This window comes from Paraburkholderia sp. WS6 (genome assembly GCF_030464835.1).
GTDB lineage: Bacteria > Pseudomonadota > Gammaproteobacteria > Burkholderiales > Burkholderiaceae > Paraburkholderia > Paraburkholderia madseniana.
In genome coordinates this window covers 199,878-213,199 of record NZ_JALQCK010000008.1, presented here as the reverse complement: position 1 = coordinate 213,199, position 13,322 = coordinate 199,878, and the positions used below count along the sequence as shown (strand labels likewise).

Below are 13,322 nucleotides of genomic sequence, written 5' to 3'. Positions count from 1 at the left end.
GTCGAACCTCAGGGCGATGCGCTCCCCGGCGCGCTGGCCGGCACGCTCGGGAGTAAGTTTGCCGCGCCGCCGCCTGCATCCGGCGGCAACACGTCGTCCGGAGTGGGAGTCGGCGCCAGGGCCGGCTCGCCGCTGCCATGCACCTCACCGTCGACGGCCCTGTTTGCAGGCGCAGCGGCTGATGCCGGTGCTTGAAGGAGCGGCGGCAGCGCGCGCGGTTCAACATCGGCGGCGGTTGCAGACACCGCGGTCGCCGATGCAGCGGATGCCGGTGCAGCGGCAGCCGTAGCTGTGGCAACAGCAGGCGCATGGCGCGTCGTATTGCGCGTGCCAACCGGCGCCTCCGTCTTCGCGGGCGACGCTGCAAACAGATGCTGGAACCACTCGTGCAGCCTGCCCGAGCGTTCCGCAAACCAGCCCGGCTCCTGATCGGTCGCGAATCTCACGCGACTGTCCACCAGCTTCGAGCGTTGCGCGCGCTGGAAAAAGTCTCCGACGATCGGCAACGCGCTGTGCGCCCCCTGGCCCCAATAGTCGCTGCGCAAGGTGACCCGGCTGTCGTTGAAGCCGACCCACGCCCCGGCCACGAGTTGCGGCTGGATCAGGATGAACCAGCCGTCCGCGTTGCCCTGCGTCGTACCCGTCTTGCCCGCGACATCGCCACGCACGCCGAAGCGGCTGCGAATGCTCGAACCGGTGCCCCTGCTCACCACGTCGCGCATCACATCGACGAGGGTACGGGCGGCGTCGGCCGGCAACTCCTGTTTGGGCGATGCCGGCTCGAACTCGGCCAGCACTTCGCCGTTGCGGTCTTCGATGCGGGTGACCATCACCGGCTCGACGTAACCGCCAAGGTTGGCGATCGTGCCGTAGGCCGAGACCATCTCTTTCAGCGTCACCGGGCTCGTGCCGAGCGCGAGCGACGGCACCGGATCGAGTTCGCTGTCGCGCACGCCCATGGCGCGTGCCAGTCTCGCGACCTTGTTGGGACCGACCGTTTCCATCAACTGGGCGGTGATCCGGTTGCGGGAATAAGCGAGGCCGTCGCGCAGACTGATAGCCCGCTCGCTCGGCTCATCCTCGTCGCTCGGACGCCAGACTTCGCCACCGGCCAGCGGAATTTCGACGGGCTTGTCGATAAACGTATCGCCGGGTTTGGCGCCATCTTCGAAGGCTGCGGCGTAGACGAACGGCTTAAAGGTCGAACCCGGCTGACGCCGCGCCTGCTGGACGTGATCGAACGGGTCCTGGCTGAAGTCGCGGCTGCCGACCCATGCCTTGATCTGGCCGTTGCGCGGGTCCATGGCGAGGAAATCCGCCTGCACCCGGGTCTTGGACTCGCACACGCTCTTCACCAGGTCGCGGTCGGACGAGACCCGCTTCATCGCGTCGTCATCCGTCAGGCCGGCGTCTTTTGCGGCGCGATAGTCGGGCGTTTCGCGCAGGAAAGTCTGCAGCAGGTCGCGGCCATTCGCACAACTCGCGCGCGTGCCCCACGCCGAATTCGCGATGCCCTGCAACTGGTTGCCCTGCAAGGTCACGGCCTGAGTGGCCATGGTCTGCAAACGTGAATCGATGGTGGTCCGCACCACCAGGCCATCGGAATAGATGTTGTAGTCGTTGCGATCGGCCCATGCCGCGAGCCACTTGCGCAGTTGCTGCGCGAAGTGCGGCGCGGGTCCGGGCGGCTCGGTTTGCCGCTCGAAATCGATGCGCAAGGAACGGCGCGAAAGCGTTGCGTAGGCCGCGGGCGTGAGCTTGCCGTACTTGACCATTTGCGCCAGCACCGTGTTGCGCCGTTGCAAGGCGCGTTCCGGGTTGAGCACCGGGTTGTAGTAGCTATTGCCCTTGAGCATGCCGGTGAGCGTCGCGCTTTCCAGCACATTCAGGTCACCGGCCGATTTGTCGAAATAGGTTCGCGCCGCCATCTCGATGCCATAGGCGTTGTAGAGGAACGGCACCGTGTTGAGGTAGGTCTCGAGGATCTCGTCCTTGGTGTAGAGCGCCTCGATCTTGAAGGCCGTAATCGCCTCCTTGATCTTGCGGGTCAGCGTGGGGGCGCGGCCGATCTCGTCGGGATAAAGATTGCGGGCGAGTTGCTGGGTGATGGTCGAACCACCCTGGCGATCGCCGGAAAACGTGTGCAGCGCGGCGGACGCCGTGCGGCGCCAATCCAGCCCGAAATGCTGATAGAAGCGGTGGTCTTCCGTGGCGATCAGCGCATTCACCACGTTCGGCGAGATGTCCTTGAGTTTCACCCACTCGCGGTTCGAGGGCTTGAATTCGGCCAGCAGTTTGCCGTCCGCCGAGAGAATCTGCGCCGGCTGCTCGATTTTCGCCTTGCGGATGTCGCCGATGCTGGGCGTGAACGGGATCAGGATCAGCACATACAGAAGCAGCAGCACCGGGATCGCGGCGCAGGCCCGTGCCACGCCGCGCAGCGTGGGATGGCGCAGGTGCCAGAAGCCCCGGACGATGGGCTGGTTCGCCAGGGTTAGCCCTTTTTCAAGGGTCTGTAGGAATGAGGTGATCAGGCGCTTCACACTTGCTACCGTCTGCTGGGAAAGGCTGAATCCTACCAAGATGCTGAGCGAAGGCCGATTTTTGCGCCGCAGATGGACAAACCCAGGCGCCGCGCACAGGCAGAAACCCAAGCCCACTATAATGTCGGCAATTCTGACAAGAGGTGCTTCATGATCATCAAACCGCGCGTGCGTGGCTTCATCTGTGTATCGACCCATCCGGTTGGCTGCGAAGCCAACGTCAAAGAACAGATCGAATACGTCAAGGCACGCGGCCCCATCGCCATTGGCCCGAAAAAAGTGCTCGTGATCGGCGCCTCCACGGGCTACGGCCTCGCCGCCCGCATCAGCGCCGCCTTCGGCTCGGACGCCGCCACGCTCGGCGTGTTCTTCGAGCGAGCCGGCAGCGAAACCAAAGCCGGCACCGCTGGCTGGTACAACACCGCCGCCTTCGAGAAATTCGCCACGGAAAAAGGCCTGTACGCGACCAGCATCAACGGCGACGCGTTCTCGGATGAAGTCAAGCAACGCACCATCGAAGTCATCAAGCGCGATCTCGGTCAGGTCGACCTGGTCGTCTACAGTCTCGCCGCGCCCAAGCGCACGCATCCGAAAACCGGTGAAGTGTTCACCTCGACCCTGAAGCCGGTCGGCAAGGCCGTCAACCTGCGCGGCATCGACACCGACAAGGAAGTCATCAAGGAAACGGTCCTCGAACCCGCCACGCAAGCCGAAATCGACAACACCGTCGCGGTGATGGGCGGCGAAGACTGGCAGATGTGGATCGACGCCCTCCTCGAGGCCAACGTGCTCGCCGATGGCGCGAAGACGACCGCGTTCACCTACCTCGGCGAAAAGATCACGCACGACATCTACTGGAACGGCTCAATCGGTGCGGCCAAGAAAGATCTCGACGAGAAGGTGCTTGGCATCCGCGAGAAACTCGCGGCCAAGGGCGGCGATGCACGCGTTTCGGTTCTCAAGGCGGTCGTGACGCAGGCGAGCTCCGCGATCCCGATGATGCCCCTGTACCTGTCGCTGCTCTTCAAGGTGATGAAGGCAAAAGGCACGCACGAAGGGTGCATCGAGCAGGTCTACGGACTCTACAAAGACAGCATGTACGGCACGACGCCGCACATCGACGAAGAAGGCCGTCTGCGCGCGGACTACAAGGAACTCGATCCCGAAGTGCAAGCGCGCGTTCAGGAACTCTGGACCCAGGTGACCAACGACAATATTTACGAGCTCACCGACTTCAGCGGCTACAAGACCGACTTCCTGCGTCTCTTCGGATTCGAGATCGCCGGCGTGGACTATGAAGCCGACGTCAATCCGGACGTGCAGATTCCCGGGCTCGTGCAGATGTGATGTTTGCTTGCGGGGTCTTTACGACCCCGCAAGCCGTGCGTTTTCAGTACGGGCAGCGGACGCGTTCCGAATGGCGTCGTAGCCCAATTCATCCTGCGTATCAGCAGGGAAACGCCGCCTGAAGCGTGCGCAGAATGGCAAGCCCGATCGGAAAGTCGTCCGAGATGCTCGGATGGTTGGTGAAAAACTGATCGAGCAACGGATAGACGTTCTGATTGCCGATAGCAAGGTTCTGCGGCGGGCAGAACAGCGGCGGACGCTTCTTCGACACCAGATCCCCGTTCGCCCACCCCAGCGCATTGATCGTGCCGGTGATATAAGCCGCGTACACCGAGTTGTTGTCGGTATGAGCCCAGAGCTTGTATTGCGCGGCCGTCATCTCGGCGCTTGCGTTGAGAGTAAAACAGGCCGTCAGCAAAGCCAGTGCAAATTTCGATACCCGCATCTTTAAACCTTCAATCTGTGTCGCAAAAACGGCCATTGTAGGCGACTCGGATCGTGGCGCGCAGAACCACTCGACACTTAGGTTTTTGTAAGCACTACGCAGGCATTTTTGTAAGCGTCCCGTGCGAATTGACCCCGTGATGCAAAAGCCGCCGCCATTACCTGATAGCGTCAAGGCAGATGCAGCACGAATCAACTGCTCATGGCGTGCCGTTGCGGCAGTACGCCAGGTAGCCCGGGCGCGTGGCAAGGCGTTCCATGTAAGCTGTCAGCGCGGGAAAATCGGCGTGCTGCAGTGGCGTTTCGAGCCAACGGTTGACCGAGAGCGCGATCGGAATATCCGCGAGCGAGAACGCCTGCCCGGCGATGAAAGCACCGGTTGTCTCCAGTTGCCTGTCGACGATCGCAATATGCCTCGCCCAGTTCGCGCACGAAAGGTCGATCTGCTGACGGTCCTGGTGAGTCGGTGAGTGCCGGACCAGCGCAAGAAACGCGTAGCTCCACGCCCGGTTCAGCTCGCTCGCCTGCCAGTCGATCCATTGATCGCACTTCGCGCGTTCGCAAGGATCGCCTGGGTAGAGCCAATCGCCGTCATAGCGGCCGGCCAGGTAACGGATGATCGAATTGGATTCCCACAGGACGAACTCCCCGTCCCGGATCACTGGAACCATGGCGTTAGGATTCAACGCGACGAATTCGGGCACGTCGGTCGCCCTGAATCCGGAACCCCAGTCCTCCCGTTCGAACGGCAGGCCGAGTTCGGCGCACGTCCACAATACTTTGCGGACGTTGATGGATGAAGCTTTGCCTAGTATCTGAAGCATAGGATCGGGGCCGCTCGTTCAGTCGCTATGGATAAATTCACCGGGAATCCGGCTCGAATCGTAGCGTATCGATAGCGCGATAAAGCGGACATGGACACTTTGCACGTTGCGCGCTGGGCCAGCCGTCGTCACGACGGACGGTCGGTTAAACCGACTCAAAACCCGTCAACACATTCACCGCGTTGACCCCGATCGCCGCGACCGCGTAACCGCCTTCCATCACGAACAGCGTCGGTTTCCCCAATCGTCCGATCGCCTCGCCGATGCGCAGATAGTCGGCGCTGCGCAGCTTGAACTGCGAAATCGGGTCTTCCTCGAAAGTATCGACACCGAGCGACACCACCAGCGCATCCGGCGCGTATTCAGCGACGCGCGCGCAAGCCGCGTCGAGCGCCACCGCATAGTCCGCCCATGCCGTACCTGGTTGCAGCGGGAAGTTCGCGTTGTAGCCGAGACCCGCACCCGCGCCGGTTTCGTCGGCATGCCCGAGAAAGAACGGATACTCGGTGCGCGGATCGCCATGCAGCGACGCGAACAAGACGTCCGAACGGTGATAGAAGATGCTCTGCGTGCCGTTGCCGTGGTGATAGTCGACGTCGAGAATCGCCACGCGTTTCGCGCCCGCGTCGAGAAATGACTGCGCCGCTACTGCCGCGTTGTTGATATAGCAGTAGCCACCCATATAGTCCGCCGCGGCGTGATGTCCGGGTGGCCGGCACAACGAGAACGCGCCGCGTGCGCCCTCCCTCACGTGGCGCGCGCCGGTCAGCGCGACATCCACCGCGTCGCTCACGGCAGCCCACGTGCCCGCGGTGATCGGCACACCCGCATCCATCGAGTAGTAGCCGAGCTTGCCGTCGATATCTTCCGGCACGCGGTCCTGGCGCATGCCGCGCACCGGCCAGATGAGCGGCAGCGCGTCGTGCTTACGGCCGAGCGCGCTCCATTCGTCCCATGCGCTGCCAAGAAACGCAATGAAGCCCTTGTCGTGAATACGGTGGACGGGATCGAGCCCGAACGATGCGGGCGCAATCACGTCGCCGAGCCTCGTTTCGCGCACCCGTTCCAGTATGAAATCAGCACGGCTCGGCATCTCGAAGCAAGGCTTCATTTCGCCGTCGATCAATTCAGCATGGCCATGGTGCAGCCGGTGTCGATCGCTATATACCGTCAACATGCAATGTCTCCTCTTGATGCTTGCTGCTCGAATCCGTGGCTTAACGCGTCGAGGTTGGTCACGCTCGTGAATACGACACTCAAGATACCTGCTCCTGAGTACGGTGTTCGCCATCGCTCGTCGCGAGGATGCCGTAGCAGGCTGGACGCCGGTCGCGGAACACGCCCCACGCATGACGCGTAGCTGCAACCACATCCAGATCGAAACGATGCAGCAGGATCGCGGGCTCGTCGCGCCCGGCTTTCTGCACCTGCTCGCCGTACTGATCGGCGATGAACGACGAGCCGTAATAACGCTGCGGAAAATCGCGGCCCTGCTCCCGGCCGGTGCGGTTCGCGGCGATCAGCGGCACGAGGTTCGCGCCTGCGTGGCCCTGCATCACGCGTTGCCAGTGCGCGCTGCTGTCGAGCGAGGCGTCTTGCGGTTCGCTGCCGATCGCAGTCGGATAGAACAGCAGTTCAGCGCCGAGGAGCGCCAACGCGCGCGCCGTTTCCGGAAACCACTGGTCCCAGCAGATGCCGACACCAAGCGTACCGTAACGCGTCGGCCAGACGCGAAAGCCCGTGTCGCCGGGTGTGAAGTAGTACTTCTCGCTGTAGCCTGGGCCGTCAGGGATATGGGTTTTGCGGTAGCGGCCGAGCACGCTGCCATCTGCATCGATCATTGCCACCGTGTTGTAGAAGACGTTGCCGGCCCGCTCGAAGAAGCTGATCGGCAGGACCACGTTCAACTCGGCCGCGACGCGGCTAAAGCGCGTGATGGCGGGATGACCATCGAACGGCAGCGCATGGCGGAAGTGCTTTGAATCCTGTTCGGTGCAGAAGTACGGCAGTTCGAAAAGCTCGGGCAGCAGGATCACCTGCGCGCCCTGCGTCGCCGCTTCGCGCACCAGGCGCTCGGCTTGTGCGAGATTCGCCTCGCGATCCCACCCCGGCACGGCCAACTGGATTGCCGCCACGTTGACTGCTCGCATCTCGTGTCTCCTCTGTGTTCGTCTGAGAAAATTCTGCCCGAGGAACGCGGCCGGGCGATAACGGGGAAACGGTCATCGAGGGGATAAATGTGGCCAATCTGGCTGCGGCGGCAAGACGTTGGGGCGTGACTCGACGACAGCACGTAGTCGCGCCGCTGACAGAGTGCGCACAAAAGGACTCAGGACAGAACTGCTGGCTACGCGCAGCGGTAGTCGCTCGGACAACGACCGGTCCAGCGGCGAAACGCGTGCCGGAAGCCGGCCGTTTCGCTATAGCCGAGCCGTTCGGCGATATCCGACATCGACAGGCGCGTACGCACAAGGTAGTCGAGCGCGAGATCGTGGCGCACGCGGTCGAGCAGCGCCTGGAAGGCGGAGCCGCTGCCCGCGAGACGCCGTCTGAGCGTGCGCTCCGACACGCACAGCGCATCGGCGAGCGAGCGCAGCGAGCCGTAGCGGCGTGGGTCGGAATACAGCAGGCGCAGGCTGCGCGCCGTGACGTCGTTGCCCGCCGCGGTGGCCCATTCGCGTTCGAGTTGCGCGCATTGCTGGCGCGACATCAGATAGCTCACCGGCTCAGCGAGAGGCAACGGTTCGTCGAGCCAACTGGCCGGAAAAATCAGCGCGTTTTCAGCAGCGTCGAAGGTAGCGTGGCGGCCTATCCGCTCTTCGTAGGCATCCGCATGGGCGGGTGCGCCGAACGCCACCTCAAGCGCGGATGGCGCGCGCCGCGCCGACAGCACGTCGCAGACCACCGCCCACATCGACGCGAGACACATGTCCGTATTGATCACGGCGAGATCCGGCCGGTAGCGATAATCGGCCGCGACGATCGCCGCGACGTCTGCGTTGCGGCGCAGCGAAACCTTGAAGTAGCTTCCGAGCAGTAAGGGAAAGTCCTGGGCACATTGCAGCGCGTCGCCAAGCGTGGGGCTCACCAGCATCGCGTATCCGAGGATGCCGTAGCTCGAGATATGCATCGCGCGGCCGATGTCGAGGCCGATGCGCGTATCGCCGCAAGCCTGCAACGCGTTGGAGAACACGATCAATTCCTGCGCGTGCGTGACGAGCCCGGACGGCTGACGCAAATCGCCCTCGCTGACGCCGCTTCCCGCCAGCAACACATCAGCGCCAATCCCCTGCCGCTCCAGCAAGGAGACGGCGGCGGCAATCGTATGCAAGGTCGCAACGCATTGGGCCGGCGACGGGCGTGGCGAACACGGTGCATCGGTCATGGGTGATTCTCAGGTTCCCTCGATCAACCGATGATATTTGATCAAATTTCCCAAAAGGGAAAATCCATGCGATGATTTGATCAAATCCCATGATGCAAAACGCCCAGCTTTTCCGAACAGGCTCGTCCGCGCAAAGTTTGCAGCCGCGCTTCGCGCCGTCTTCATCAACCGACTGGAGTCAACCTTGCAAAGCGACCTACGCGACGACCTGCGTGAATTCCTGGAACATCACCGCATCCATGAAGTGGAATGCGTGATACCGGACATGACGGGCGTCGCGCGCGGCAAGATCGTGCCGAAGAACCTGTTTCTCTCGGAAGGCAAGATGCATATGTCGAACGCGCTCCTGATGATTACCGTCAATGGCGAGTTCGCGGATTTCGAGCGCTTTGTCGGGCCGAGCGATCCCGACATGGTCTGCATTCCCGATCCGAACACGGTACGGCTCGTCCCATGGGCGATCGAACAGGTCGCGGTAGTGATCCACGATTGTGTCGGGCTCGACGGCAAGCCGATCGGCATTTCGCCGCGCGCGGTGTTGCGGCGTGTGCTGAAGCTCTATGAGGAAAAAGGCTGGCGCCCTGTGGTCGCGCCGGAGATGGAGTTCTACCTGATCGCGCAGAACAAGAATCCGCATGAACCGCTGCGCCCGCCGCTCGGCCGCGCGGGGCGCAGCGAAGCCGGCCGCCAGTCGTTCTCGATCGACGCCGTCAACGAATTCGATCCGTTCTTCCAGGACCTGTCGCGTTTCTGCGAGATGACGCATCTCGGCGTGGAAACGCTTGTGCATGAAGTCGGCGCGGGGCAGATGGAAATCAATTTTTCGCACGGCGACGCGCTCGATCTCGCCGACCGCGTGTTTCTGTTCAAGCGCGCGGTGCGCGAAACCGCCTACCGTCATGGCATTTTCGCGACGTTCATGGCCAAGCCGATGGAGCATGAGCCCGGCAGCGCGATGCATATTCATCAGAGCATCGTCGACGGTAAAACTGGCGAGAACATCTTTTCACTTCCCGATGGAACGGCGAGCCCGCTGTTTTTCAACTATATCGGCGGCTTGCAGAAGTACATGCCGCAAGCCATGCCGATGTTCGCGCCCTACGTAAACTCCTACCGGCGTCTGTCGCGCTTCACCGCCGCGCCGATCAACGTGCGCTGGGGTTACGACAACCGCACCTGCGGCATCCGCGTGCCGAACTCGGGACCGGACGGCCGGCGGCTCGAAAACCGCGTGCCGGGCGTCGACGTCAATCCGTATCTCGCGATGGCGGCCACCCTCGCCTGCGGCTATCTCGGCATGGTGGAGCAGCAGGAAGCGTCCGCGCCGATGATCGAAAGCGCCTACGACCTCGAATACGAGTTGCCGCGCGGTCTCGAAGATGCGCTCAAGGCGCTCCTGAAGTGCACCGAACTCGCGGACGTGCTCGGCGACAAGTTCGTGCAGGCCTATTGCGCGGTGAAGGAAAAGGAGTTCGAGACATTCTCGCAAGGCATTACCGCGTGGGAACGCGAGCATCTGCAACTGCTCGTCTGAACGCGGGCGGCTTATGGAAACGTCATCGGAGAAGCTGGATTTGAATACTCGCCAAGGCATCAACTGGGAGCGCGCGCAAGCGCTCGTCGAACGCGAACGCCGGGCGTTTGCCGAAGCCATGCCGAAATCTCGCGCGCTGTCCGAACGCGCTGCGCGCCACCTGTTGTTCGGCGTGCCACTGCACTGGATGAACGACTGGTCGACGCCCTTCTCGCTCTATGTCGAAGAAGCACGCGGCGCCGCGTTTACCGACGTGGACGGTCATCATTACGCGGACTTCTGCCTCGGCGACACGGGCGCGATGTTCGGCCACTCACCCGCTCCCGTGGCTCGCGCGCTGGCGGCACAGGCTGAGCGTGGTCTGACGACCATGTTGCCGGGCGAGGATGCCGCGTGGGTCGGCGAAGAACTCGCGCGCCGTTTCGGCCTGCCCTACTGGCAGTTCGCGATGACCGCGAGCGATGCCAACCGCTTTGCGTTGCGCTGGGCACGCGCGGCGACCGGTCGCAAACAGATCGTGATCTTCAACGGCTGCTATCACGGCACCGTGGACGACGTGTTCGTCGATCTCGTCGACGGCAAGCCGCAACAGCGCGACAGCCTGATCGGCCAGGTCCACGACCTGCTCGGCACCACGCGCGTGATCGAATTCAATGATCTGGCCGCGCTGGAAAACGCGCTGAAAGATCGCGAAGTGGCCTGCGTGCTGGCCGAACCCGCGATGACCAACATCGGCATGGTGCTGCCCGAGCCGGACTACTGGCGGCAAGCGCAAGCGCTCATGCACCGCTACGGCACGCTGCTCGCGATCGACGAAACCCACACCATCAGTTGCGGACCGGGCGGTTACACGAGAGCGTACGGCCTCGAACCCGATCTGTTCATCCTCGGCAAACCGGTGGGCGGCGGTTTTCCGTGCGCGGTGTACGGTTTCAGCGCGGAGCTGGCGGCCCGCGCGCAGCACGCCAAGCGCAGCGCACCGCCCGGCCACTCCGGCATCGGCACGACCCTCACGGCGAACATGCTGGCGATGAGCGCGATCCGCGCGACGCTCGCCGAGGTAATGACCGACGCCGCCTACGACCACATGTTCGCGCTTGCCGAGCGGATCGAGACCGGCCTGAAAAGTGCGATCGCGCGTCACGGCCTCGCGTGGTGCGTGACGCGCGTCGGCGCCCGCACCGAATTCCAGTTCACGCCGACGCCGCCGCGCAACGGTGACGAAGCCGGCCGCCAGCTCGACCCGGAACTGGAGCACATCGTGCACCTGTACCTGCTCAATCGCGGCGTGCTGATCACGCCGTTTCACAACATGATTCTGGTATGCCCCGACACGTCGGCGGCCGACGTCGACAGACTGGTTTCTACATTCGACGCCTGCCTTGCGGAACTGACCTGATCTGAGCGTTTTCAGATCGAGGTTGACCGAGCGCGGGCCGGCGCTAAACTCTCGGCCCGTTTTTCCGGCCTTTTTGCAGTCTTTTTTCGGCTCCCGAACCGAGCTTCATGAAAACTTCGCGCCATCACACGTTGCAGGACCAGACCTACGAAACGCTGCGGCAGTGGCTGACGATCGGGCGCTTCGTGCCGGGCGAGCGCATCAAGATCCGTCACGTCGCCGCCGAACTCGGCGTGGGCGAGATGCCCGTGCGCTCCGCCTTGCAGCGCCTTGCGGCCGAATCGGCGCTGGTGAACGTGCCCAATTGCGGCGTGACGGTGCCGCGCCTGTCGAAAGAGCAATTCGACGACGTGCTGCGCGTGCGTCTGATTCTCGAGGGCCAGGCCGCCGAACTGGGTGTGCCGCATCTGAGCGAGCACGATCTGGAAACGCTGGAAAAACTGAATGCGCAGATGGTGCAGGCCTTGCGGACCGCCGACGCCAAGGGCTATCTCGACGCCAACGAGGCGTTTCACCTGATTCTGTATCGCGCGGCCGGCTCGCCGCTTTTGCTCGAATTGATCGAAACGGTGTGGCTGCAGGTTGGGCCGATTTCGAATCTGTTGTTCGGCGACGCGCAGTTCGCCGCTACGCTCAACGACGCCCACGACGATTTGCTGAACGCCGCGAAGGCGCGTGATGCGGCTGGTGTGCGACGCGCGATTGAGCACGATCTGAGTCATGCGGCGAGTTGTTTGCGGGCGCAGTGTTTGTAGAAGCTGGACTTGCCCTGGGCGTTCGTACTCGGGATTCGCGTCACGTTTCAGGCTTCAGGTTTCGAGCCCGATACCCTGCGCCCGGCCGCCCTCGTCACGCTTTCAACGTCGCCTGCTCAAGAATCATGTCGTAGAGCGCCTGAGCCGCCGGCGACAACTTAGCGGTCTTACGCGCCACAAGGACGAGCGTGCGCGAAACCACCGGATGCGTGAGCTCGACGGTGCGAACTGTCGGATACGCGCCCTTCTGAATGGCGAGCGCCGGCACAACCGCCGCGCCCACACCCTGAGCGACCAACCCCACAGCAGTTGAACTACGCTGCACTTCATAAAACGAGCGCAGCGCCAGTTCGCTCTTTTCCAGCGCGACATCGAGCAATGCACGATTGCCGCTGACCTCGCCGGCAAAAATCAGCGGATACGATTGCAATTGCCGCCAGGCAATGCGCCGCCGTTTCGCCAACGGATGATCTTCATGGCAAATCAGCACGTAGCGGTCTTCCGTCAACGGCACGCTGGCAAGATCCGGATGATGCTCGCCGGCGATATTGATGCCGAATTCCACTTCCCGGCGCAGCACCGCCTCCTCCACCGCAGACGACGCGTGATCGAGAATCTTGATGCGGTTATGCGGATAGCGCGCGGCATACGCCTGCAGAATGCGCGGCAGATACTGCACGCCCACAGTCGGCACGCAGGCGATCGACACATCGCCGCGACGGGCCACGCCCGTCTCGCGAATTTCCACGAGCGCATCGGCAAGCTCGCCCAACAAACGGCGCGCCTGCGGCAGAAAACTGCGCCCTATTTCCGTCAGCGCCATGGAACGCGTGGTCCGCTCGATCAGCGTGACGCCGAGGTACGTTTCGAGCTTGCGCAGACGTTGCGTAATGGCCGTTTGCGTGACGTGCAGCGAATCGGCGGCACCTTGAAAGCTGCCGCGATCCGCAATTGCGACGAACGCCTGTACGCCGAGCGTGTCGATTTTCATTAGAAAAATGAAGGAATCGGAATGATAAATTCATTTTACTCCGTGTTCGCCGCCGCACAGAATGAGCGGATTGGATCGATTTGACACCACACACTGCGAG

At 62.7% G+C, this 13,322-nt stretch carries 11 protein-coding genes; 4 read left to right on the top strand and 7 right to left on the bottom strand.

The genetic code is table 11. The annotated features are described in order from the left end of the window. Positions 1-8: 8 nt before the first annotated feature. Entirely contained in the window at positions 9-2,543 is a 2,535-nt protein-coding gene (locus M0D64_RS12640; RefSeq protein ID WP_266257927.1) for a penicillin-binding protein 1A, read from the bottom strand. Between the two features lie 150 nt (positions 2,544-2,693). Between M0D64_RS12640 and fabV the strand changes: the two genes are divergently transcribed. Beyond that, entirely contained in the window at positions 2,694-3,890 is a 1,197-nt protein-coding gene (gene fabV / locus M0D64_RS12635; protein ID WP_266257926.1) for an enoyl-ACP reductase FabV, read from the top strand. 100 nt (positions 3,891-3,990) lie between these two features. On the opposite strand, the gene M0D64_RS12630 is transcribed toward fabV, so the two are convergent. The 5 genes from M0D64_RS12630 to M0D64_RS12610 form a co-directional block, all read right to left on the bottom strand. After that, a complete protein-coding gene (locus M0D64_RS12630; protein ID WP_266257925.1) occupies positions 3,991-4,530 on the bottom strand; it encodes a hypothetical protein in 540 nt (179 codons plus the stop codon). Positions 4,531-4,534: 4 nt separating this feature from the next. After that, positions 4,535-5,158: a glutathione S-transferase family protein gene (locus tag M0D64_RS12625; protein ID WP_266257924.1), complete on the bottom strand. Its 624-nt coding sequence runs from the start codon at positions 5,156-5,158 to the stop codon at positions 4,535-4,537. A 145-nt stretch (positions 5,159-5,303) separates the two neighbouring features. Then, on the bottom strand, positions 5,304-6,335 hold the full coding sequence (locus M0D64_RS12620) for a histone deacetylase family protein (RefSeq protein WP_266257923.1): 1,032 nt from the start codon (positions 6,333-6,335) through the stop codon (positions 5,304-5,306). Positions 6,336-6,414: 79 nt separating this feature from the next. Beyond that, complete coding sequence (gene aguB / locus M0D64_RS12615) at positions 6,415-7,308, bottom strand: N-carbamoylputrescine amidase (RefSeq protein ID WP_266257922.1); 894 nt, start codon at positions 7,306-7,308, stop codon at positions 6,415-6,417. A 197-nt stretch (positions 7,309-7,505) separates the two neighbouring features. Then, complete coding sequence (locus M0D64_RS12610) at positions 7,506-8,543, bottom strand: AraC family transcriptional regulator (RefSeq protein ID WP_266257921.1); 1,038 nt, start codon at positions 8,541-8,543, stop codon at positions 7,506-7,508. A gap of 184 nt (positions 8,544-8,727) precedes the next feature. Here M0D64_RS12610 and M0D64_RS12605 point away from each other — a divergent pair, with 184 nt between their 5' ends. The 3 genes from M0D64_RS12605 (at position 8,728) to M0D64_RS12595 (ending at position 12,231) form a co-directional block, all read left to right on the top strand. Beyond that, positions 8,728-10,077 (top strand): glutamine synthetase family protein, encoded by a 1,350-nt coding sequence (locus M0D64_RS12605; RefSeq protein ID WP_266257920.1) that lies wholly within the window; start codon positions 8,728-8,730, stop codon positions 10,075-10,077. A 40-nt stretch (positions 10,078-10,117) separates the two neighbouring features. Next, complete coding sequence (locus M0D64_RS12600) at positions 10,118-11,476, top strand: aspartate aminotransferase family protein (protein WP_266257919.1); 1,359 nt, start codon at positions 10,118-10,120, stop codon at positions 11,474-11,476. 107 nt (positions 11,477-11,583) lie between these two features. Beyond that, on the top strand, positions 11,584-12,231 hold the full coding sequence (locus M0D64_RS12595) for a GntR family transcriptional regulator (RefSeq protein ID WP_154559311.1): 648 nt from the start codon (positions 11,584-11,586) through the stop codon (positions 12,229-12,231). Positions 12,232-12,325: 94 nt separating this feature from the next. Here the strand turns inward: M0D64_RS12595 and M0D64_RS12590 are convergent, their stop codons facing one another. Then, positions 12,326-13,222, bottom strand: a complete 897-nt coding sequence (locus M0D64_RS12590; RefSeq protein ID WP_266257918.1) for a LysR family transcriptional regulator — start codon at positions 13,220-13,222, stop codon at positions 12,326-12,328. Positions 13,223-13,322 lie beyond the last annotated feature (100 nt).

What these genes read in the sequence shown, in the direction of transcription:
- M0D64_RS12595 (WP_154559311.1), top strand. Translation starts at nt 11,584, where the DNA reads ATGAAAACTTCGCGCCATCACACGTTGCAGGACCAGACCTACGAAACG.
- M0D64_RS12590 (WP_266257918.1), bottom strand. Translation starts at nt 13,222, where the DNA reads ATGAAAATCGACACGCTCGGCGTACAGGCGTTCGTCGCAATTGCGGAT.
- M0D64_RS12625 (WP_266257924.1), bottom strand. Translation starts at nt 5,158, where the DNA reads ATGCTTCAGATACTAGGCAAAGCTTCATCCATCAACGTCCGCAAAGTA.
- M0D64_RS12620 (WP_266257923.1), bottom strand. Translation starts at nt 6,335, where the DNA reads ATGTTGACGGTATATAGCGATCGACACCGGCTGCACCATGGCCATGCT.
- aguB (WP_266257922.1), bottom strand. Translation starts at nt 7,308, where the DNA reads ATGCGAGCAGTCAACGTGGCGGCAATCCAGTTGGCCGTGCCGGGGTGG.
- M0D64_RS12610 (WP_266257921.1), bottom strand. Translation starts at nt 8,543, where the DNA reads ATGACCGATGCACCGTGTTCGCCACGCCCGTCGCCGGCCCAATGCGTT.
- fabV (WP_266257926.1), top strand. Translation starts at nt 2,694, where the DNA reads ATGATCATCAAACCGCGCGTGCGTGGCTTCATCTGTGTATCGACCCAT.